The 20,191-nt window shown below is 68.9% G+C and carries 21 protein-coding genes and 2 pseudogenes; 11 read left to right on the top strand and 12 right to left on the bottom strand.

The genetic code is table 11. From position 1 onward, the window contains the following. The first annotated feature begins 158 nt into the window (after positions 1 to 158). Positions 159 to 776: a TetR/AcrR family transcriptional regulator gene (locus tag WQO_RS03150; protein WP_010062581.1), complete on the top strand. Its 618-nt coding sequence runs from the start codon at positions 159 to 161 to the stop codon at positions 774 to 776. Here WQO_RS03150 and WQO_RS03155 read toward each other — a convergent pair. After that, positions 761 to 1,171 carry an FKBP-type peptidyl-prolyl cis-trans isomerase gene (locus WQO_RS03155; RefSeq protein WP_050992344.1) on the bottom strand — a complete coding sequence of 137 codons (411 nt, stop codon included), beginning with the start codon at positions 1,169 to 1,171 and terminating at the stop codon, positions 761 to 763. The genes WQO_RS03150 and WQO_RS03155 overlap by 16 nt on opposite strands. Before the next feature lie 420 nt (positions 1,172 to 1,591). Between WQO_RS03155 and WQO_RS03160 the strand changes: the two genes are divergently transcribed. Continuing rightward, positions 1,592 to 3,460, top strand: coding sequence for a glycoside hydrolase family 18 chitinase (locus WQO_RS03160; protein ID WP_029182491.1), 1,869 nt, complete (start codon positions 1,592 to 1,594; stop codon positions 3,458 to 3,460). Positions 3,461 to 3,591: 131 nt separating this feature from the next. Here WQO_RS03160 and WQO_RS03165 read toward each other — a convergent pair whose 3' ends face one another. After that, on the bottom strand, positions 3,592 to 4,536 hold the full coding sequence (locus WQO_RS03165) for an ABC transporter substrate-binding protein (RefSeq protein WP_010062578.1): 945 nt from the start codon (positions 4,534 to 4,536) through the stop codon (positions 3,592 to 3,594). 273 nt (positions 4,537 to 4,809) lie between these two features. On the opposite strand from WQO_RS03165, the gene WQO_RS36650 reads away from it, so the two are divergent. Continuing rightward, a complete protein-coding gene (locus WQO_RS36650) occupies positions 4,810 to 5,013 on the top strand; it encodes a DeoR family transcriptional regulator (RefSeq protein ID WP_237274092.1) in 204 nt (67 codons plus the stop codon). 15 nt (positions 5,014 to 5,028) lie between these two features. Then, a complete protein-coding gene (locus WQO_RS03170) occupies positions 5,029 to 5,925 on the top strand; it encodes a substrate-binding domain-containing protein (RefSeq protein ID WP_237274093.1) in 897 nt (298 codons plus the stop codon). 80 nt (positions 5,926 to 6,005) lie between these two features. On the opposite strand, the gene WQO_RS03175 is transcribed toward WQO_RS03170, so the two are convergent. The 3 genes from WQO_RS03175 to WQO_RS37110 form a co-directional block, all read right to left on the bottom strand. After that, positions 6,006 to 7,265, bottom strand: coding sequence for a serine hydrolase domain-containing protein (locus WQO_RS03175; protein ID WP_050992341.1), 1,260 nt, complete (start codon positions 7,263 to 7,265; stop codon positions 6,006 to 6,008). Between the two features lie 71 nt (positions 7,266 to 7,336). Further along, on the bottom strand, positions 7,337 to 7,852 hold the full coding sequence (locus WQO_RS03180) for a hypothetical protein (RefSeq protein ID WP_010062576.1): 516 nt from the start codon (positions 7,850 to 7,852) through the stop codon (positions 7,337 to 7,339). A 37-nt stretch (positions 7,853 to 7,889) separates the two neighbouring features. Beyond that, positions 7,890 to 8,015, bottom strand: coding sequence for a hypothetical protein (locus WQO_RS37110; protein WP_257721840.1), 126 nt, complete (start codon positions 8,013 to 8,015; stop codon positions 7,890 to 7,892). A 224-nt stretch (positions 8,016 to 8,239) separates the two neighbouring features. Between WQO_RS37110 and WQO_RS03185 the strand changes: the two genes are divergently transcribed. After that, positions 8,240 to 9,067 (top strand): helix-turn-helix transcriptional regulator, encoded by an 828-nt coding sequence (locus tag WQO_RS03185; protein WP_010062574.1) that lies wholly within the window; start codon positions 8,240 to 8,242, stop codon positions 9,065 to 9,067. A 39-nt stretch (positions 9,068 to 9,106) separates the two neighbouring features. Here the strand turns inward: WQO_RS03185 and WQO_RS03190 are convergent, their stop codons facing one another. The 4 genes from WQO_RS03190 to WQO_RS36085 form a co-directional block, all read right to left on the bottom strand. Next, positions 9,107 to 9,616, bottom strand: coding sequence for an SRPBCC family protein (locus WQO_RS03190; RefSeq protein WP_010062572.1), 510 nt, complete (start codon positions 9,614 to 9,616; stop codon positions 9,107 to 9,109). Continuing rightward, positions 9,613 to 9,990, bottom strand: a complete 378-nt coding sequence (locus tag WQO_RS03195) for an ArsR/SmtB family transcription factor (protein WP_010062571.1) — start codon at positions 9,988 to 9,990, stop codon at positions 9,613 to 9,615. The genes WQO_RS03190 and WQO_RS03195 overlap by 4 nt, the downstream gene beginning before the upstream one ends. 260 nt (positions 9,991 to 10,250) lie before the next feature. Continuing rightward, a protein-coding gene (locus tag WQO_RS03200) for an IS3 family transposase (RefSeq protein ID WP_107115794.1) occupies positions 10,251 to 11,455 on the bottom strand; the annotation gives its coding sequence in 2 pieces (ribosomal slippage) (positions 10,251 to 11,161 and positions 11,161 to 11,455; 1,206 coding nt in all). 121 nt (positions 11,456 to 11,576) lie between these two features. Further along, positions 11,577 to 11,732, bottom strand: a complete 156-nt coding sequence (locus WQO_RS36085) for a hypothetical protein (protein ID WP_010062568.1) — start codon at positions 11,730 to 11,732, stop codon at positions 11,577 to 11,579. Between the two features lie 332 nt (positions 11,733 to 12,064). On the opposite strand from WQO_RS36085, the gene WQO_RS03210 reads away from it, so the two are divergent. Together WQO_RS03210 and WQO_RS03220 are read left to right on the top strand one after the other, a co-directional pair. After that, the gene (locus WQO_RS03210) at positions 12,065 to 12,454 is read left to right on the top strand and encodes a DUF6281 family protein (RefSeq protein ID WP_010062567.1); all 390 of its coding nucleotides are present in this window, start codon (positions 12,065 to 12,067) and stop codon (positions 12,452 to 12,454) included. Between the two features lie 656 nt (positions 12,455 to 13,110). Beyond that, complete coding sequence (locus WQO_RS03220) at positions 13,111 to 13,491, top strand: hypothetical protein (RefSeq protein WP_237274094.1); 381 nt, start codon at positions 13,111 to 13,113, stop codon at positions 13,489 to 13,491. Between the two features lie 27 nt (positions 13,492 to 13,518). On the opposite strand, the gene WQO_RS03225 is transcribed toward WQO_RS03220, so the two are convergent. Both WQO_RS03225 and WQO_RS34670 read right to left on the bottom strand, forming a co-directional pair. Next, positions 13,519 to 14,361, bottom strand: coding sequence for an IS5 family transposase (locus WQO_RS03225; protein WP_058953856.1), 843 nt, complete (start codon positions 14,359 to 14,361; stop codon positions 13,519 to 13,521). 264 nt (positions 14,362 to 14,625) lie between these two features. After that, positions 14,626 to 15,531 (bottom strand): annotated as a pseudogene (locus tag WQO_RS34670) (IS5 family transposase). A 36-nt stretch (positions 15,532 to 15,567) separates the two neighbouring features. Here WQO_RS34670 and WQO_RS03240 point away from each other — a divergent pair. Continuing rightward, entirely contained in the window at positions 15,568 to 16,197 is a 630-nt protein-coding gene (locus WQO_RS03240) for a class I SAM-dependent methyltransferase (RefSeq protein ID WP_010056695.1), read from the top strand. Between the two features lie 1,726 nt (positions 16,198 to 17,923). Here WQO_RS03240 and WQO_RS03245 read toward each other — a convergent pair. Further along, entirely contained in the window at positions 17,924 to 18,346 is a 423-nt protein-coding gene (locus WQO_RS03245) for an arsenate reductase ArsC (protein ID WP_010056697.1), read from the bottom strand. A gap of 95 nt (positions 18,347 to 18,441) precedes the next feature. On the opposite strand from WQO_RS03245, the gene WQO_RS03250 reads away from it, so the two are divergent. The 3 genes and pseudogenes from WQO_RS03250 to WQO_RS36660 form a co-directional block, all read left to right on the top strand. Next, the gene (locus WQO_RS03250; protein WP_010056698.1) at positions 18,442 to 18,750 is read left to right on the top strand and encodes an ArsR/SmtB family transcription factor; all 309 of its coding nucleotides are present in this window, start codon (positions 18,442 to 18,444) and stop codon (positions 18,748 to 18,750) included. Beyond that, positions 18,747 to 19,862 carry an ACR3 family arsenite efflux transporter gene (arsB, locus tag WQO_RS03255; RefSeq protein ID WP_058953857.1) on the top strand — a complete coding sequence of 372 codons (1,116 nt, stop codon included), beginning with the start codon at positions 18,747 to 18,749 and terminating at the stop codon, positions 19,860 to 19,862. The genes WQO_RS03250 and arsB overlap by 4 nt, the downstream gene beginning before the upstream one ends. Beyond that, positions 19,859 to 20,106: pseudogene (locus tag WQO_RS36660) on the top strand (FAD-binding protein); the annotation flags it as partial. The gene arsB and the pseudogene WQO_RS36660, both read left to right, overlap by 4 nt. Positions 20,107 to 20,191 lie beyond the last annotated feature (85 nt).

The raw sequence follows: 20,191 nt of genomic DNA on the forward strand, positions 1-20,191 counted from the left end.
GCGGATCCGGTCGAGCGGTGCCGGCACCCCCGGAGAATCGGTGCCGGACCCGCTCGCAGACGGCCTCGGTTTCTTCTTCCTTTCCGATCACCTAAGATGTATACATCGTTCACATCAGGGAGGAGATGTGGACATGGCAAACATAAGGAGCACGGCCCATGTCCCGGAGCAGCAGCACGTACCACCACGGCGATCTGCGCGCCGCCTGCCTCCGTGCCGCGCGTGAGCTCCTGGAGGAGGACGGCAGCGCCGGACTCTCGCTGCGCGCGGTCGCCCGGCGGGCGGGGGTCTCGGCCACGGCCCCCTACCGTCACTACGCCGACCGCGAGGCGCTGGTCTCCGCGGTGGCCGCCGAGGGGTACCGCGAGCTCGCCACCCACCTGGCGCGGGCCCACCCCGCGCCCTCGACCCTCGATGAACTCGCCGCCGTCGCCGTCGCGTACGTACGGTTCGCCCTGGAGCACCCGGCCCTGTTCCGGGCGATGTTCGCGGAGCCCTGCGACCCCACGAGCGAGGAGCGCGTCGCCGCGATCGCCGCCATCTCGGAGTACGTCCGCACCATCGTCGCCGCGACCTTCCCCGGTGTGGACGCGGACGCCCTGTCGACCACGGTGTGGGCCCTCGTCCACGGCCTCGCGTTCCTGCACCTCGACGGGAAGCTCGACTCCTCCACCCCCGAGATCGTCACCGCCCAGGTCACCTCCGCCGTCCACGCGCTGTTCCACGCGGCCCCGGCGATGTCCGGCACGGCGGCAGGCGCTCAGCGGGGGGGCTGAGCGGCTGCGCCCGGGCCGCCCACCACTGTGAGCAGGTCCACGACGAAGATCAGCGTGGAGCCCGGCGGGATCAGCGCGGAGGGTGACTGCTTGCCGTAGCCGAGGCGCGGGGGAACGATGATCTCGCGCCGGCCGCCGACCCGCATGCCCCGCACTCCCCGGTCCCAGCCCTTGATGGCCCGGCCTCCGCCCACGGCGAACTTGAACGGCCGGTCCTCCTCCCAGGACGAGTCGAACTCCCGCCCGGACGCGAACGTCACCCCGACGTAGTGGACCCGGACGACTCGGCCCGGCAGCGCCTCGGGCCCGTCCCCCACCACGAGGTCCCGGATCGTCAGCTCGGTGGGCGCGTCCCCTCCGGGAACCTCGACCACCGGCTTCGTCAGTTCGCTCATCACGGTCCCCTCGCTCGCCTCCGGAGCCCTGCGCACGGGCCGGCCGGACACATGGACCTTCCATGCGGCAGAAGATCACGTTACGTCGAGCAGGGCCCGGGCGTGCTCGTCGGGGAAGAGGCCGTCCCGGGCGACCTCACCGGACGCGCTGTCCCGTTCCTTTCGGCCCGTCTCCTTGGCGGGCACCGCCCTCGGCCCCTTCGGTCGGAGTCTCAGCACCTCGTCGAGGGCCGTCAGCCCGACCGTCCCGCCGACGAATCAGACTTTCCTTGGTCCATACCTCTTGACGATTGGTCTAGGCCTTCTTAGGGTCACGCCAACACTGCGCGGGTGCCGAGGAGAGAGCTACACGCTCATGGCAACGCAGGGTTGACGGGTCAGGGATTCCCCTGACCTCATGGAGCCACTCATGGAGCAGCCTTGAGTACAGAAACACGATGGCGCCGTACCAGATCCCAGCAGAGCGCCTCCCCGGGCAAGCGGTCCAAGGCCATCGCGGGGGCCACGGCACTTCTCCTGCCGCTGGCCGCCATGGTGGGCCTCGCGTCCCCGGCGGAGGCCGCGACCTCGGCCACCGCCGTATACACGAAGAAGTCGGACTGGGGCAGCGGGTTCGAGGGCCAGTGGACGGTGAAGAACACCGGCACCACCACGCTCAGCACCTGGACCGTCGAGTGGGACTTCCCGGCGAACACCAAGGTCACCTCCGCCTGGGACGCCACCGTCACCAACTCCGCGAACCACTGGACCGCCAAGAACCTCGGCTGGAACGGCACCCTGGCCCCCGGCGCGTCCGTCTCCTTCGGCTTCAACGGTTCCGGCTCCGGCGCGCCCTCCGGCTGCAAGCTCAACGGCAACCCCTGCGACGGCGGCTCCACCAACCCCGGTGACAACGCTCCCTCCGCTCCGGGCAAGCCCACCGCGAGCGACATCACCAACTCCTCGGTGAAGCTGTCCTGGGCAGCCGCGACGGACGACAAGGGCGTCAAGAACTACGACGTCAAGCGCAACGGCTCCACGGTCGCAACGGTCACCGGTACCACGTACACCGACACCAATCTGAGCGCGGGCACGGACTACAGCTACGCCGTGGTGGCTCGCGACACCGCCGACCAGACCGGCCCGGCCTCCGCCGCGACCTCCGTACGCACCACCGGCGGCGGTGGCGGCGGCGAGAACCCCGGTGGCAACGGGAAGATCAACCTCGGCTACTTCACCAACTGGGGTTCCTACACGGCGAAGAACCTCGTCACCTCAGGCTCCGCCGAGAAGATCACGCACATCAACTACGCCTTCGGCAACGTGCAGAACGGCAAGTGCACCATCGGCGACGCATACGAGGACTACGAGAAGTCCTACACCGCCGCCCAGTCGGTCGACGGCAAGGCCGACGCCTGGGACCAGCCGCTGCGGGGCCACTTCAACCAGCTGCGCAAGCTGAAGGCGCAGTACCCGCACATCAAGATCCTCTGGTCCTTCGGCGGCTGGACCTGGTCCGGCGGCTTCGGCCAGGCCGTCCAGAATCCGACCGCGTTCGCCCAGTCCTGCTACGACTTGGTCGAGGACCCCCGCTGGGCCGATGTCTTCGACGGCATCGACCTCGACTGGGAGTACCCCAACGCCTGCGGTCTGACCTGTGACACCAGCGGCCCGGCCGCGTTCAAGAACATGATGCAGGCCATGCGTGCCAAGTTCGGCGCGAACAACCTGCTCACCGCGGCCATCACCGCGGACGGCTCCGACGGGGGCAAGATCGACGCCGCCGACTACGGAGGCGCCGCGCAGTACATCAACTGGTACGACGTGATGACATACGACTACTTCGGCACCTGGGCGGCGCAAGGCCCGACGGCCCCGCACTCTCCGCTGACCTCGTACCCCGGCATCCCGGCGGCGGGCTTCAACTCGGCCGACGCCGTCGCCAAACTGAAGGCCAAGGGCGTCCCGGCTTCCAAGCTGCTCCTCGGCATCGGTTTCTACGGCCGTGGCTGGACGGGTGTGACGCAGTCGGCTCCGGGTGGTACCGCCACGGGCCCGGCGGCCGGAATCGAGCCCGGCAACCAGTACTACAAGGTCCTCAAGACGACGTGCCCGGCCACGGGCACCGTCGGGGGCACGGCGTACGCCCACTGCGGGAACAACTGGTGGAGCTACGACACCCCGGCGACCGTCGGCACCAAGATGGCGTGGGCCAAGAGCCAGGGCCTGGGTGGCGCGTTCTTCTGGGAGTTCAACGGGGACACGGCCGACGGCGAACTGGTGACGGCCATCAACAGCGGCCTCAAGTAGTCCGCGGTACGGCCCGGGCCACCGACGCCAAGGTGGTCATCGTGCACCGGGGCAAGGGGTCCGGTCGACGTGACCGCTGCGTGATCGCCTGCGGCAGGCGATCACGCAGCGCCGGGTTCATCCCAGGTCGATCACTCGGACGTTGTCGTGCCGGACCACGCGTGTCGCGGGATCGCCCGCTTCCGTCGAGGAGGCGGGGCGGTACAGGCCCCACTTGATGTAGCCGAAGGCCTGGGGTTCTCCGGGTGGAAGGTGCGGCCGTGGTGCATCGCGGAGATCCAGCTCTGGGTGCCGGTGGCGTCGCGGGCGGCCAGTCGGGAAAACACCATGTCCTGCCAGTACTCGCCCACGCGCATCGTGCCCGCACCGTCGATCCCGACCCGCCACGCGTTCCCGGCGATGTCCCAACAGGGGTCGCCCGCCTGGCACGCCATCCCGGCGAAGAAGGCACCGTCGTTGAGCGGGAAGGTGGTGATCCGCGCGCCCCGGTCGGCCGTGCGGACCGCGGAGGCGGCCCGGCGGAACTCCTCCCAGGTACGGGGCACTTCGATGCCGGCCCGGTCGAACAGGTCCTTGCGGTAGAAGAACGCCATCGGGCAGAAGTCCATGGGCACCGCCCAGGTCTTCCCGCCGGGGCGGACGCTCTGCCAGGCGGCGGGCAGGAAGCCGTCGGCGAGATCGTCCACGTCCGCGCTCAGATCGCGCAGCCCGCCGGTGGTCGCGATCTGCGGCAGCGCCTGGTACTCGACGTGCAGGATGTCCGGGGCGTTGTGGGCGCGGATCGCGTTGGTCTGCTGGGCATAGCCCCCGGACGTACCGGCGGCGATCACGCTCAGGTCGACCCGCACGTCGCGCTGGGAGGAGTTGAACGCGGCGACGTACTGGTCCGTGCCGGTCAGCCACGACCACATACGGACCCGGACGGTTCCGGACGTCCGGCCGGAACAGCCGGTGAGTGTGCCGCCGGCGAGAAGCGCGGTCCCCAGGCCCGCGGAGGTCCGCAGCAGGGACCTCCGCGATCGGTGCGTCCGAGGGGCGCGTGCGCTGTCACCGGCGTCGGAGGAGAAGCCGAGCACCAGGGGTTTCCTTTCGTGCAGGAAGGTGTTCGCACACTTCAGCCCCTGGGCGATTTTCGGCCAACGGTAGCGAAATGAATCGATCAGGATCGATAGCAAAGCAAAGATCAACCAGACTCGGGGAGGACCCGACTCCGACCGGCAACCCTCCTCTTCGCAGGCCATTTCCGGCACATCGCCCAACAGCTTCCCGGATCGGCGGCACCTGCGATAGAACAGAAGGAATCCACAAGAAGGCGAACGATACTGTTCGATCAGAAGGAAAGGCCGGGGATGGCACTCGCATCGGAACGGCAGGAGCTCGTCCTCGCCACCGTGCGGGAACGCGGCACCGTGCGCCTGGCCGATCTGGTCGAGCGGCTGGGCGTCACCGCCGTGACGGTTCGCCGGGACGTCACGATCCTGGCCGACCGGGGGCTGGTGTCGCGCGTCCACGGAGGCGTCACCCTCCCCTATCGCGGGCCGACGGCCTACTAGCGGGCCACCCGGGGCGTGTTCACCCACGGCCGGCTGCCCGACCAGGCCTTCGTCGGCATGGTCGTCCCCACCGTCGAGTACTACTGGCCGGCCGTCATCCAGGGCGCCCAGTCGGCGGTGGCCGCGGCCGGCGGACGGCTGGTCCTGCGCGCGTCCGCCTACGACGCGGCAGAGGACCGCCGCCAGATCACCGGACTCCTCGACCGCGGTGTGCGCACGCTGCTCGTCGCCCCCACCAACACCGGCGAGACGGGCCAGGACCTGCTGCGCTGGCTGGGCTCGCTGAACGTCCCCGTCATCCTCGTCGAACGGCTGCCGCCGCCCACTCTGCCCACCCTGCCGCTCGACGCCGTCACCACCGCCCACAGCCTCGGTGCGGGCCTGGCCGTACGGCATCTGGTCACCCTGGGCCATCACCGTATCGCCTTCATCACCGCGCGCTTCAGCCCCACCACCAAGGCCCTGCGCGAGGGGTGGCGGGAGACCACCGCCTCTCTCGGCCTGCCCTCCCACGACGGCCTCGCACACGACGTACCGCCCTACGGCTCCCCCGGCTGGGCGGACGCCTACGACGGCGCACTCCGCAGCTGCCGCGAGGCCGGCGCCACCGCCCTGTTCGTCCACTCCGACGGCGAGGCCGTCGGCCTGGTGGAGCGCGCCCACGAACATGGACTCGCCGTCCCCGAGGACCTCGCCGTCATCACCTACGACGACGAGGTGGCAGCGGCCGCCGACCCTCCCCTGACGGCCGTACGCCCGCAGAAGTACCGGCTCGGCGTCCTGGCTGCCGAAATGGCCCTGGCCCGCGCCGTCGACCCGGTCGAACGCCCGGTCCACCGGGTCGAGTTGTGGCCCAACCTGATCATCCGCGCGTCCTGCGGCGGCACCGCACCCGTCGCGACGGGACGGTGACGACGGGTGCGGTGCCCACCGGGCTCCGGCCTGCGCCGCATCCTGCGCGCAGACCGTGGACGCGGTAACCGTGCCGGGCCTCAGTGGCGCTCGGGCAGGTCACGCTCGGCGGGGAGCGGTACGTGGGCAGCGGTGCCGGAGGGCGCTGTGGAGCGCGCGGTTGGGGCGAATGCCGGCTTCGTGCCGCAGAAGGCGGCCTCCAGGGTGTTGCCCAGCGCGGTGTTCGCGGCACCGTGGTTGGAGGTGTTGGCCAGCGCCGAAAGGCTGCGTCGCCCGTCGCGGGTGGAGAAGGCGTAGGTGTAGAAGCCCTGGACGGTGCCGGTGTGCCCGTACACCCGGGTGCCGCAGGACAGGTCGTAGCGGCGCAGACCGAGTCCGTAGAACCGGGTGTTGGTGCCGTCCGTCGGCGTGACCGTGGTCATGGCCTCCAGTGCCTTGGGGGACAGCAGCCGACCCCGCATCAGGGCACCGGTGAAGCTGTTGAGGTCGGCGGGGCTGGAGATGACGGCCCCTGCGGACTGTGCCCAGGACACGGTCTGCTCCGTGGAGTCGACGAGCGGCGCACCGGACTCGTCGGGGTGCAGGTAGCCACGCACGTGGGTGCCCTTGATGCGCGTGTCGGGGTGGACGTAGGCGGTGTCGCGCAGCCCCAGCGGCTTGATGATGCGCCGCTGGTAGGCATCGGCCACCGGGCGTCCCGTCAGCTTCTCGATGAGCATGCCGACGACGACGAAGTTGGCGTTCGAGTACGCGTACGCGGCACCGGGTTCGGTGGTCCGGGGTTCGGCGAGGGAGAGGTCGACCAGCTCCTGGTAGCTGAACACCCGGTTGCGCACCGCCTCGAAGCCCGGAACGGTCTGTTCGAACATGGCGTTGGTGTAGTCGGCCAGGCCGCTGCGATGGGTCAGGAGGTGACGGACCGTGATCCGGTCGTCGGGCAGGAGCCCTTCGAGATACGTGTTGACGGGCGCGTCCAGCTTCAGCCGCCCCTCATCGACCAGTTGGAGCAGCACGACGCTGGAGAACGTCTTGCTGACGCTGCCGATCCGGAACCGCGCCCGGGTGTCCATGGCCGCGCCCGACTCCCGGTCACGGACGCCGACCGCTCTTCCTCTCACCCCCTCCGGACCGGAGTAGCGGGCCATCGCACCCGGCGCCCCGTTGGCCATCGCGGACTCGAGTGCGGCGACGATGCCGGCCATGTCGGGTGCGGGTGCCTGGGTCCGGATGGCGGCGGGGGCTGCGGACGCACTGGTGGCGGGGGCCAGGACGCCGGCGAGAGCGGCGACCAGGGCCGCGCTCACGGGCAGACGTCGGTGTGACAACAGGGGCACGGTCATCCTCGGTTCTTACGTAAGGGATGGGCAGGGCGGGACAGTCCTCGGTGACGTACCTCAGCGGTGTCGGCGGGTCACCACCAGTCGACGCCGTTCTTGGTGGCACAGCGGACGACACCGTTCGTGGCGAGCGAACCGCAGACCCGGAACTGGTAGTTGGGGTCGGTGCTGGTGCGCCTGAAAGGAGTCGTCAGGCTCTGACCGTGACTCTGAACGGTGAAAGGTCCACACTGGAGCCAGGGGTGGATCGGCCATTCGGGCCTGCCCCCGTCGTCCCATCCGGCGGCACGCCAGTCCATCCACACCTTGTCGCCCGGCCGAGTGGGGCCGCTGATCTTCCCGAAGGCGATCTGCTGGCCCCCGTACACCCCCTTCTCCAAGGTGATGACGACCCCGCCGCCGAGGTCCAGGCTGCGAGGCTTGTCGGTGTCGCCGGAGGCGTTGTCCGGGTGGTCGCGGAAGCCCCGGGCGCCGCCCGTGCAGTCCGACGCGGCAGCCTGGACCGGGGCGACGGGCCCGGCGACGGCCAGGCCGGCCGCGAGGGCGCATGCCGCGGTGAGTGAGGTGAGGACGGAACGCAGTGAGCTCATGGTGCGGATGTCCTTTCAGTGGTTGGCGGTCGCGGCGTCAGCCGCGGCGGACCTTCACGTACGTGACGGCGTCGTCGAGGGTGTCGCCGACGTACGGGACCTGCCCGGTGAACGAGCCATTGCCGCGCAGGCCACTGGAGTACGACTCGGTACTGTCACCCATCACCTGAAAGGGCGTCAGGCTGCTCCGGCCACCACGTGCTCGGCGACAAGCTGTGGCTCTTCGGACATGTGTGATCTCCCCGTATGTCCGGCGGCCCCCGTGGTCCGCCGGACATAGCCGATGGTGGCGGGGCGCCTTGTGCCGCACCATGGGGAGAACTGCGTATGGACAACGGCGGGTTACGGTGAAGCGGGACATTCACGGGGACATCGGGGGAAGTCGTCATGCCGGATCGGTACGCACGCATGCTGGACCTGGCGGTCGAGGTGATGAGCGCCGAGGCCCCCGAGTCCGTCTGGCCCTTGCTCACCGGAGAACTGCTCACGGCGCTCGACGGGGAGCTGATCGTGGTCAAGGAGGTGCCGTGGACACCTGAGCAGGGCAGCGTGGTGATCCGGTCCCCGCGACCTCTGCCGGAAGCCGGCGTCGACGACGACTCGGTGCAGGCTCACATCCGCTCGGGGTACCCCTTCATCGACCGTTACGGGGCCAGCTCCGACTGGACACCGCAGAGCGCCGCACGGGTGGTGGGGACGCGGACCTGGCAGAACAGTCCGACCGCCGACGCTCTGCGCCAGGCGTTCGGGACACGGCACGTGTTCGGCCTGCCGCTGCCGGAGAGGGGACCGCACGTGAGCGGGTTCCTGGTGCACCGCTCCGGCGGCGACTTCTCCCGGCACGATGAGCGCTACGGCGCACGCGTCCAGCCGCTCCTCAAGGCCGCGACGGCGCACCGGGCTCTCCTGACGGCACTGCGCAAGTCCTCCGGCAGCGATCACAGGCGGCAGGCCAACCACGCTCTGGCAACACCGTTGACCCCACGCGAAACCAACGTGCTGCATCTGCTGGCCACGGGGCTGACCGCCGAGGTGATCGGCCGCAGGCTCGGCATTTCGCCGCGCACCGTCCACAAGCACCTGAACGCGCTGTACCGGAAGCTCGGGGCCGCCGACCGGCTCAGCGCGGTGCTGCGCGCCCAGAACGCGGGCCTGCTCACCGGCTCGGCCGACGGGCATCGCGGCCCGGACGTGGCCGACCCGCCTTCCCGGTAAGCGGAAACCGGCTCCTCGGCCAGGGCGCCGTCCTTGAGCTCAGCTGAACAGGTCGAGGTAGTGCTGTTGGTGGACCGGGTGGTAGTCGCCGAAATCGACGGATGCCGGGTCACCGCCGGTCTCGGCGGCGACGAGCCGGTCGAGGTAGTAGTCCCAGCCGGGGCCCACGCCGCCCGCCATCGCCGGGTCGTCACCGACGGACTGGGTGAAGGTGAGCGTGGTGGCGCCCTCGTGCTCGACGAGCGTGAGAGTGATGTGCCAGACGGCTTCCTCGCCAGGCACCTGCGAGATGAGGACCAGCCGGCGAGGGGCCTGGCACTCCTGAATGGTGAAGACCTCGGCCTGGTGCTCGTCGCCCTCGTAGAGCATCCGGAAGTCGACCGAGCCGGTCGACGGGTCGCCGGTCCATTCGCCGATCCATCGGGCCAGACGGTCCGACTCGGTGACCGCCGCCCAGACGTCCTCGATGCCGGCCCGGAAGGTGCGGTCGAAGGCGATGCTGTCCAGGCCGTCGATGGTCACGCGACGCCCGGTGGGGGTGCTGGTCATGCGGATTCCTCCTGAGTTCTTCCGGTACCGGGAACGGCGTCGGTGCCGGCCCGGCGGTCGTGGACAGTTCTGCGGACCTCCAGGTCGAGGGCGTCGAAGGCGCTCTCGGGGATCGGGGGGCGGCGCCCGGCGAGCTCGTCGAGCAGGGCGCGGACCGGGGCGAGACCCGGGCGGGCGAGTGCGTAGTGGCGCTCGCGACCGCGGTCCTCGACCGTGACAAGCCCTGCCTCGGTGAGCAGTCGCAGATGCTTGCTCACCGCGGGCCGGCTGATCGGATGCCGTGCTGCGAGGTCGACCACCCGGGCCGGGCCGGAGGCGAGTGCGCGCAGCAGATCACGGCGTACGGGGTCGGCCAGTGCGATGAACGGGTCCACCCCTTATTGGTAACCCATGGGTTACCAATCGGCAAGTGCAGCTGCCGACAGGATCCGGGCGCCTCCAGCAGTGATCGCGATCAGCCCAGGAGACGCAACGGCACCTGACGGTCCGGGTCGTCCCGGCCCCCATCCCGCACACTCCCTGTGGACAACCCCAGACCAATCGGATGATGCATCCCACCGAGGCAACCGCTTCGGGCCGGCAAAGCCCTCGCCACACCAACACGGGGGCCTTGACCCCGAATCCTGAACACGGGTTATGCGGCTTGTGCCAGCGTAGTTGGTGTGCGGTGGAGGGCGTTCTCGAAGGCGATGGGTGATCGTTGTCCGAGGCGGGAGTGTCGGCGTCGGGTGTTGTAGCGATGGAGCCATCGGAAGGCGTCGAGTCGGGCCTCGCGCTCGGTCGGCCAGCTCTTTCGTCCTTGCAGGGTCTCGCGTTTGAAGGTCGCGTTGAAGGACTCGGCGAGTGCGTTGTCCGCGCTGGACCCGACCGCGCTCATGCTTCGCCGCACCCCTGCTGACCTGCAGGCTTCGGCGAAAATCCTGCTCGTGTACTGAGCTCCGTGGTCGGTGTGCATGATCGATCCGGCGAGGCTGCCGCGGGTTCGGATCGCCGCGGCCAGGGCGTCGGTGACGAGGTCCGCGCGCATGTGGTCGGCGATAGCCCAGCCGGCCAGACGGCGTGATGCGAGGTCGATGACGGTCGCCAGGTAGCAGAACTTCCCGCCCTCGATGGGCAGGTAGGTGATGTCGCCGACGTACTTCGTGTTCGGCTGGCCTGCGGTGAAGTCGCGGCCGATCAGGTCCCGGGCCTTGGCGGCGGCCGGGTCGGGGACAGTGGTGCGGTGCCGGCGGCGCAACCGGACTCCTTCGATCCCGGACGCCCGCATGATCCTGGCGACGCGCTTGTGGTTGACCGCGACACCGTTCTCCTCGCGGAGCTCGGCGGTGATCCTCGGGGCTCCGTAGGTGCCGTCCGATTCCTGGTGCACCGCCCGTATCCGGGCCGCCAGGCGGGCGTCGGCCACCTGCCGGGCGGCCCGGTCCGCAGCCGTCCGGCGCCAGTAGTAGAAGCTCGAGCGGCTCACGCCGAGGATGCTGCAGAGCCGCTTCACGCCGTAACGGCGCTGGAGGTCGGCGACACACTGGAAGCGGTTCACCAGCGCGCCTCCCCGGCGAAATACTTCGCCGCCTTCCGCAGGATCTCCCGTTCCTCCTCCAGCTCACGGACCTTCTTCCGCAAGGCGGCGTTCTCCGCCTCCAGCGGTGCCGGCGGCAGCGACGGTTCCTGCGTCCGCCGTCCTCGGGGACGGCTCACCCCAGCTGCCCGAACCCAGTTCCGCAGCGTCCCCGGGTTGATCCCCAGATCAGCTGCGACCGACCTGATCGTCGCTTCCGGCCGCGACTCGTACAGCGCGACCGCATCCGCCTTGAACTCCGGCGGATAGTTCTTCATGACCACGAGATGTCCGTTCTCAGATCCTCAGGACCCAGTGTCTCGTGTGTTCAACATCCGGGGTCAAGGCCCCGGGTCCCCACTCCCCAGCCCAGGCCCGGAGGGGCAAACGTCCCGCTGCGATGCCTCACCGCTCGACCAGGTCGCGGTCCGAGCAGGCGATGCCCAGGACCGCGTCACGGCCGTGGCGGTGAACCGCGACCCGTCGGCCGCCCAACGCCAAGGGGCCGATGACCGATGGCCGATGCAGGACGATCGGCACACCACGCGTGCACTCCACCATGCCGTCGGCCTCTCTGACCGGCCATCGCTCGCGCGCTCCCCGGCCGTCGATCACCCCGCCCGCCGGACAGCCGGGGTCGCGCCGCAGACGCCGCGCTGGGCCAGTTCCTTGAGTTTCATCCGGGCACACCGACTTCTGGCACGACACGGTACGGATCACGGACTCGGCCCCGGTGCCGTGCGGCCTGGTCCACGCCCCCGCGGGAATGCTGATGCCATGGGCGCCAGCCGACCCGAAGCCCCGGCGAGCCGATTCTCAAGAAGGGGCGTCAGCTGGTCGACTCGGTCAACTACGCCCTTGAGGACCGGCTGATTCGCCTAGGAGGCGGAACGATGTTCGCCAAGCACTGCGTGCGCACGCTGATGGTCGCGCTTCTCGTCTGCGGCGGCACCGCTTGCGGACCGGACAGCGGGACGAGTACGCAGAAGTCGTCGACCTGTGCCCGGTACTTCACCTTCGAGGGCAGGGAGTACCGGGACGTCGGGGACTTCCCCGTCGAGGCCGGCAGGCACGTCGGTACCGCCGTCCAGCCGACATGCGATCAGCATGGAGCGGACAGGGAGAAGAGAGGGCCGGACAAGGCGGCCTATGAGGTGAAGGGTGTCTCGGCGGACGTGGCGATCGCGGTGGGCGACGGTCCGGACGACGTGGAGATCTTCGTGTCCTACGACGGGACGGAGCTTCCCCCGGAGGTGCAGACGCTGGAGGACGCCTCGCGGTAGACGGAACCGCGGTAGAGCCGTTCGATCGCATTGGCGTCCCTGCCACGCACTCCTTCTCTCCGTTCGAGCGCGCGTGGTACGGGGAATCGGCGGCACGTCCCAGCTGAACAGCCTTGGTCAGCCGAGGAAGCTCAGCCGCACCTGGCGGTCCAGGTTGCGCCGGTTCGTATCCGCGAAACTCCGTTAAGACAAACCGTGAGCCCAGACCCTGGACTGGGCTCCTTACTGACCGTTTCAGAGTGGAGCCGACGGTCAGTCGTCGTTGAGTCGCTCGCGACGGCACTCACCGACGAGGACTGGCAGGAGGTCACACAACTCCCTTTCCTCAAGCGCCTTTTCCTACGCTGGCCTGATCCCGCTCCCAACGTCGGACGTACCAGAACTGCCTGGTGTTGTGGAGTTTTGTACCCCACTCTGGCGCGATGTCGAGGCACTGCGTCAGCTTCGGGACCGCTTCCCGGGACTGCCCCGGGTCGTCGTCAATACGCAGGAGGCGGTGATGGACCTGGAGACAGCGACCCCTTATGAGGCGGCCTTTCCCGGTATCGAGATCACTGACGGGGGCCTTCTCTGAAAGAGCGTTTTGTCCTGGCAGGAGTGTTTGGGAACGCAGCGCTGGCGTGGATGATTGCGGGGTGTTGGTCCAAGTGGAAGCGGTGGGGAAGGTCGCCGACGGGCGCGCGACGGTTCGGGTGCGCTCGGAGGTGGGTGCCGCCGCGGCGTTCTGGTGCGGCGGTCCGACGGGAGTGGGCCGCGAACATCACGTGGAGTGGACGGTTGAAGAGGACGCGGCCTGGGGCGGCAACACTCGACCGGCCACTTCAATTTCACCCGGGGTGGATGAGAAGGAAGGCGACCGGATCGTCTTTCGGGGGCGGTTGGGCCTGACGGGCGATGGCGGAGCCACGTTGGAAGTAGCCGGAACCCACATCCTTTTCGACCTCGCCGACCCGCCGCCATCGACTGCTGTCGATGGAACGTGGGTCGAGATCAGCGTGGAGCGGAACAGCGTCAGCCTGTGGCCCTACCTGCTGTGATTCACAGGAGCCCGACGCTGCCGCCGTTCAGCTGTCGCGCCAGTTGTGGGTCGATTCGCGGGTGAGTCTGCGGCTCATGAGGTCGATCATCGCTATGTTGATCATGGCTTCGGAGCGGTGAGGGTGGGTTTCGTAGTCGCGGGCGAGGCGGCGGTGGTGCATGAGCCAGCCGAAGGTCCGCTCGACGACCCAGCGCCGCGGGATCACCTTGAAGCCCTTCTGGGCGGGGTCGCGGCGGGTGACTTCGACGTCGATACCGAGGCGGGCGCCGTGGTCGATGGCCTTGGTGCGGTAGCCGCTGTCGGCCCACGCCTTCGTGATGCGGGGGCTGCCTTCGGCGATGTTCGAGAGCAGGCGGATTCCGCCGGCGTTGTCGGAGACGCTGGCGGCGGTGACCAGCACGGCCAGGAGGAGGCCGAGTGTGTCAACGCCGATGTGGCGTTTGCGGCCCGCGATCTTCTTGCCCGCGTCGATGCCCTGGCCGGCCGCGGGCACGTTGGCCGAGGTCTTGATGCTCTGGGCGTCGAGGATGCAGGCGCTGGGCTCGGCGTCTCGGCCCTCGGCCTTCCGGACCAGATGTCGCAGGAGTCCGTTGAGCTGGTCGAAGACGCCGTCCTTCTGCCAGGCGGCGAAGTATCCGTAAACGGTTTCCCACGGGGCGAAATCGTGTGGGAGGTAGCGCCAGGGGATGCCGGTCCGGTCGACGTAGAGGATGGCGTCCATGATCCGGCGCAGGTCGTGTTCGGGCGGCCGCCCGATGTCCAGGCCCTTCCCTCTGCGTTCTGCTCGCCAGGCTGTCAGGGTTGGTTCGAGCAGTTCCCAACGAGCATCGGACAGGTCACTCGGGTACGGCCGCTGTCGGCGAGGCATGTTTCCGTAGTACCGATGGCCGCCGTCCCGCTACAGGGCGCAAACAGGCGTGAGCGGGGGCGTGTTGGGATCAGACAGGAGCGAACGGACCGAAGCGGACCCTCGAAAGCCGTCATCCGCATCACCTGTCACAAGAGACGTCTGCTGGCTCAGCCAGCCTGAAGCGGCCCGTCGCCCGAACTGCAATGAAGCACCTAAGCCGGAGCAAAACGCTCTTTGAGGCCGCGTTTGAGATCTCCAATGGAACGCGAGTGAGGAGGTGCTCTAGAGCCTGTCCGACAAATGATCACCTGGCCGTTTCGCGGAACCAGAGGATCAGGGAGGCGAGGACGACTCCCGCGCGGTAGCGGTCCGCGAGCTTGTCGAGCCTGGTTGCGATCGCACGGAACTGCTTGAGGCGAGCGAAGCATCGTTCGACCACGTTGCGGTCGCGATAGATCTCCCTGCCAAAGGCGGGTGGCCGGCCACCGACGCGCCCCCTGCGTCGGCGGTTGGCCACCTGGTCGCGGCGCTCGGGATCGTGGCGGCGATGCCCCGACGCCTCAGCAGATGACGGACGGCCCTGCTGGAGTATGCCTTGTCACCCAGCACACGGTCGGTGTCGTGCGCGGGCGACCCGTGCCGACGCACGGGGTGCGAACCCCGTGCGTCGGCGAACGCGGAGGCGTCGTTGACGTTTCCGGGTGTGAGCACGATCGACAGCGGCAGTCCCCGGCCGTCGACGGCAAGATGGACCTTGGCGGTCAGCCCGCCCCGGGACCGACCGAGTGCCTGATGCGCCTGCGAGCGGCCCGGATCTTCCGGTTCGTCCCTGTCTGCGTCCCCCTTTTACGGGCGCCCGCGGCGTGCTGATGGGCCCGGTTGATCGTGGAGTCAACGGCGACGATCCACTCCACCCGGCCCCCCGCGTCATCATGGACCTGGACATGCTCCAGCAGCTTCGCCCACGTGCCATCGGCCTCCCCGCGGGCGAACCGCTCGTAGACGGTCTGCCACGGCCCATACCGCTCGGGCAGGTCGCGCCAAGGAGCCCCGGTCCGTAGCCGCCACAGCACTCCGTTGACCACCTGCCGGTGATCACGCCACGGACGGCCCCGTCCGTCCGCCTTGGGCAAAAGGGTGCTCTATCCGCCCCCATGCCGCCTCCGTCAACTCACCTCGACCTGACACAAGATCAATTATCAGACCGGCTATAGAGTCCTGCCCGTGGTGAATCATCAGGACGAGACCAGGACGGCCTACGACGGAGTCGTCGAGCTGTACGCATCGCTGTTCGCAAACCGGCTGGAGACACAGCCTTTCTCCCGGGCCATGATCGGCACCTTCGCCGAACTGGTGCGCGCGACAGGCAACCCGCGGGCAGCGGACGTCGGGTGCGGGCCCGGACATCTGACAGCCATGCTGCACGAACTCGGCCTGGACGCCTTCGGACTCGACCTCGCCCCCGGCATGATCGACCACGCCCGACAGGCCCACCCGGCGCTGCGCTTCCAAGAGGCGCGGATGGAATCCCTGCCGATCGAGGACGCCGCCCTCGGCGGCGTACTGGCCCACTACTCAATGATCCACACCCCTCCGGGAGAACTACCGGAGCTGATCGCCGAGCAGGCACGCGTCCTGGCGCCGGATGGTCTGCTCCTGGTCTCCTTCTTCGGGACCGACGAACAAGAACCGGTCCGCTTCGACCACAAGGTGGCGCCCGCCTACAGCTGGCCGACGGATCGCCTCGCCGAACTGCTGGCCGACACCGGGCTCGTTCCCTTCGCCCGGTTGCTCCACGATCCAGCCTCCGAAAGGGGCTTCCTCGACGCCCATCTGCTGGCCCGCCGTTCGTAGGCCCTGCCCGGTAACCCCGCCGGACGGTCGGCGCACCTCCCGATTGCCAACTCGGCCGAACCTCGCTGACTGGAGGGGAATTGCCAGACAGGCTCTAGCCTCTGCTGGTGAGTCATGCACGAGTCCCTTTCGTCGGCGACTTCGGAGAGCTTGAGCACGGCAGCCCAGATGGTCCGTCGCTGCGCTCCGCAGTCGGGGCCGAGGCGCCCTCAAACGCCTGTGAACTGGTCACATACTTGCTGAGCGGTGCCCTGCTGGCCGCGACAACCACGCTCGTGCATGACGTTCTCACCCCCGGCAACTCTGTGATCGGCGGGCTGCACCTGCTGACGGACGGGCACTGGTTCTGGTACTCGGACCTGGCGCACTACGTCGAGCACTACCACGTGGCGCTCGACCCGCCGTTCATCGCACATGCTCAGGCAAGCGGCTGGACGGTACCGCAACTCGATGACGCGGATCTGCTCGCGCTGGAGGCGCTCCTTCTCGGTGATGATGAGGACCGAGCCGGCCGATCACCGATGAGCCGGTCGTCTGCCCCGAATACCGGGATTGGGGTGAGTGGTCGGGGACCTGGCCGGGTGGCGGGGCCGGTGCGCGTGATCCGCCGACCCATGATGCCGATCATTGCCCAGCGGATCATGATTCGGACATACCGTCCGAGCGTCCCGCTGGTGCGGCCGGACTTCCCGCCTCTCGTGCAACCAGATCGGCTCACCCACCGAAGAAGCTCAACCGCACCTGGCGGTCAGGGTTGTCCCGGTTCGTGTCCACCCAACTCCGTTAAGGCAACCCCGAGGACAGCCCCGCCTATCGACTTCGGCGATGGAAGCCCTTGGCGGCGCGCGCAGGGGTCGGGTGGGATCGTTGCCCTCGCCAGCCCTCTCACCTCCGCTGAGGAGCGCGTCGCCGGGCGAGGACAGACCCGGAACATGCGCCGCGACCGCGCCCTACCTCTGGCTGCCACTCATCACGAAGCCGACGAACGGCGGCCACAGCACGCACCGCGTTTTCAGTCAACGCGGGCACTTGATCGAGGACATGGCCCGACACTGAGGGCTGTCCCATAACTGATCTTGCTCTGTGGTGACCTCGCCGGTGCCAGGTCCGAGCAAAGCTTGCGCGCCGTTCCGGACGGACACTTTTGCCGGGTTGAGCTCGGGCGCCTTCGGCAACGGCAGCCCTGTCCGGTAACCACACCTCGTCGGTGAGGTCTGCCATGCCTCCCGCATCCGGGTTGCGGCCTCCTCCAACCGCGAGGCGCCGGCGAGCAGGCGCAGCGTCGCCGCCGCTCTCAACCGGTCGATGCCGGCCGGTTGCCATCTCCAGCTCAGTCCTGCTCGGGGCGGTGAAGGAAACCGGGCACCCAGCGAAGGGAAGCGCGGGCCGGAAAGAGCGTCAGCCGTCCACCGAGGTCGATCAGGGTCTCCTTTCGCGTTGGCCCATCCGCAGCACGGAACCAACGGCCCGTGACCGGTCTCGCCAGTCGCCCGCCATGGCGCAGCCTCGAGAGTGGCGAGCCCCCGTCCCGGCTCGGCATACCCGTCGCGGAGACCATGTCGGGGAGACCGGGGAAGTTCTCGACCTCGGTGGTGGTCGTGAGGGAGCCACCGATGACGATGCCGCTAACCGAAAGCAGGGGGCCGCCGCTGGGCTCGGGCGGCGTAGAGCGCGGCGGAGTATCCGGCGGGGCCGGAGCCGATGATGACAGCGTCGCGTATCCCACTCACGCCGCCGCCTCCGGTTTCGCCGGGGCGATTTCGGCGATCAGGCCCTCGACCAGGGTCTTGATCTCGTCGCGGATCGGGCGGACGGCCTCGACGCCTTGGCCGGCCGGGTCCTCCAGCTTCCAGTCGAGGTAGCGCTTGCCGGGGAAGACGGGGCAGGTGTCGCCGCAGCCCATGGTGATGCAGACGTCCGACTCGCGGACCGCGTCGACGGTGAGGATCTTCGGCGTCTCGGCGGAGATGTCGATGCCGACCTCGGCCATGGCCTCGACGGCGGCCGGGTTGACCCGGTCGCCGGGGTTGGAGCCTGCGGAGCGGACCTCGACGCGGTCGCCGGCCAGGTGGGTCAGCCACGCGGCGGCCATCTGGGAGCGGCCGGCGTTGTGGACGCAGACGAACAGGACGGACGGCTTGTCGGCCATGGTGATCGCTCTCTCTCGTCGCATGGCGGAACCCAGCCGCCAATGACTTCAGCCCCTGCTGGTATCAGCAGATAGTGATGTGAGAGTATCAGCGCATGCTGACTTCAGTCGATCCTGATGTGATCCGGGTGCTGGGCGATCCGCTCCGCCTGAAGATCGTGACCCTGCTCGCGCGCGAGACGCTCTGCACGACGCACCTGGTCGAGGAGACCGGAGCCAAGCAGACCAATCTGTCCAACCACATGAAGGTGCTGCGCGAGGCCGGGATCGTGGAGACCGAGCCGTGCGGCCGCTTCACCTACTACAAGCTCAAGCCCGAGGTCCTGGCCGGCCTGTCCGAGCAGTTCGCCGAGCTCGCTGCCTCGGCCCGTAGCGCCGCCGAGAACAAGAGGGCCTGCCCGTGACCTCCACCGAGCCCACCACCGCCTCCGCTCCGAAGGGCGGTGGGGGCGGCGACTCGATCGTAAGGAAGCTCTCCGCCCTCGACCGCTACCTCGCGGTGTGGATTCTGCTCGCCATGGCCGTCGGTCTGGGCCTGGGCCGCCTGATCCCTGGGATGAACGACGCGCTCGCGAAGATCGAGATCGGCGGGATCTCCCTGCCGATCTCCCTCGGCCTGCTCGTGATGATGTACCCGGTCCTGGCGAAGGTCCGCTACGACCGGCTCGACCGCGTGACCAGCGACCGCAAGCTCCTGGTCTCCTCGCTGGTCATCAACTGGATCGTCGGCCCGGCGGTGATGTTCGCCCTGGCGTGGATCTTCCTGCCGGATCTGCCCGAGTACCGCACCGGTCTGATCATCGTCGGTCTCGCCCGGTGCATCGCCATGGTCATCATCTGGAACGACCTCGCCTGCGGCGACCGTGAGGCCGCCGCCGTCCTGGTCGCCCTGAACTCCGTCTTCCAGGTGATCGCGTTCGGCCTGCTCGGCTGGTTCTACCTCGACCTGCTGCCCCGGTGGATGAACCTCGGCGACGGCCAGGGCCTGGACGTGTCCGTCTGGCACATCGCACTGAACGTGATCATCTTCCTCGGCATCCCGCTGCTGGCCGGCTTCCTGACCCGCCGCATCGGCGAGCAGAAGATGGGCCGCGAGGACTACGAGGCGAAGTTCCTGCCGATGATCGGCCCGTGGGCCCTGTACGGGCTGCTGTTCACGATCGTCATCCTCTTCGCCCTCCAGGGCAGGACCATCACCTCGCAGCCGCTGGACGTGGCCCGGATCGCGCTGCCGCTGCTGGTGTACTTCGCGGTCATGTTCTTCGGCACGTTCCTCCTCGGCAAGGGCCTGGGCCTGGCCTACGACCGCACCACGACCCTGGCGTTCACCGCGGCGGGCAACAACTTCGAGCTGGCCATCGCGGTCGCCATCGCCACCTTCGGCGTCACCTCCGGCCAGGCGCTGTCCGGCGTCGTCGGACCGCTCATCGAGGTCCCGGTCCTGATCGGCCTGGTCTACGTCGCGCTCGCCTGGCGACGGAAGTTCGCCCCGGGCGCGGTGACGACCTCCCCGTGACCCAGCACACGGATGTGGTGGTGGTCGGCGGCGGCCAGGCAGGGCTTGCCGCCGGCTACCACCTGCGCTGACGCGGCCTCGACTACCTCGCCGACTACGAGAAGCGCTACGCGCCTGACCATCCTGCACGGCGCCCGCGCGGGCGCCGTGCGCCGCGACGCTCCGGGTCGAGGCCGACGCGGGCACCTGGCGAGCCCGTGCGGTCATCAGCGCCACGAGCAACTGGACGCGCCCTTCCTTCCCGACGTCCTAATAGTCCACTGCGGTTTCGTGAATCGACCAGCTGGCCGCGGGGGGCGAGCGGTCGTCAGCAGTCGCCGCGTCGGGCC

Source organism: Streptomyces globisporus C-1027, assembly GCF_000261345.2.
Classification (GTDB): domain Bacteria; phylum Actinomycetota; class Actinomycetes; order Streptomycetales; family Streptomycetaceae; genus Streptomyces; species Streptomyces pakalii.

Excerpts from the sequence above, each read along its gene's own strand:
- WQO_RS03150 (WP_010062581.1), top strand. The coding sequence starts at position 159 with ATGTCCCGGAGCAGCAGCACGTACCACCACGGCGATCTGCGCGCCGCC.
- WQO_RS03155 (WP_050992344.1), bottom strand. The coding sequence starts at position 1,171 with ATGAGCGAACTGACGAAGCCGGTGGTCGAGGTTCCCGGAGGGGACGCG.
- WQO_RS36650 (WP_237274092.1), top strand. The coding sequence starts at position 4,810 with ATGGCACTCGCATCGGAACGGCAGGAGCTCGTCCTCGCCACCGTGCGG.
- WQO_RS03175 (WP_050992341.1), bottom strand. The coding sequence starts at position 7,265 with ATGACCGTGCCCCTGTTGTCACACCGACGTCTGCCCGTGAGCGCGGCC.
- WQO_RS03180 (WP_010062576.1), bottom strand. The coding sequence starts at position 7,852 with ATGAGCTCACTGCGTTCCGTCCTCACCTCACTCACCGCGGCATGCGCC.
- WQO_RS37110 (WP_257721840.1), bottom strand. The coding sequence starts at position 8,015 with ATGGGTGACAGTACCGAGTCGTACTCCAGTGGCCTGCGCGGCAATGGC.
- WQO_RS03185 (WP_010062574.1), top strand. The coding sequence starts at position 8,240 with ATGCCGGATCGGTACGCACGCATGCTGGACCTGGCGGTCGAGGTGATG.
- WQO_RS03190 (WP_010062572.1), bottom strand. The coding sequence starts at position 9,616 with ATGACCAGCACCCCCACCGGGCGTCGCGTGACCATCGACGGCCTGGAC.
- WQO_RS36085 (WP_010062568.1), bottom strand. The coding sequence starts at position 11,732 with ATGGTGGAGTGCACGCGTGGTGTGCCGATCGTCCTGCATCGGCCATCG.
- WQO_RS03210 (WP_010062567.1), top strand. The coding sequence starts at position 12,065 with ATGTTCGCCAAGCACTGCGTGCGCACGCTGATGGTCGCGCTTCTCGTC.
- WQO_RS03225 (WP_058953856.1), bottom strand. The coding sequence starts at position 14,361 with ATGCCTCGCCGACAGCGGCCGTACCCGAGTGACCTGTCCGATGCTCGT.
- WQO_RS03245 (WP_010056697.1), bottom strand. The coding sequence starts at position 18,346 with ATGGCCGACAAGCCGTCCGTCCTGTTCGTCTGCGTCCACAACGCCGGC.
- WQO_RS03250 (WP_010056698.1), top strand. The coding sequence starts at position 18,442 with ATGCTGACTTCAGTCGATCCTGATGTGATCCGGGTGCTGGGCGATCCG.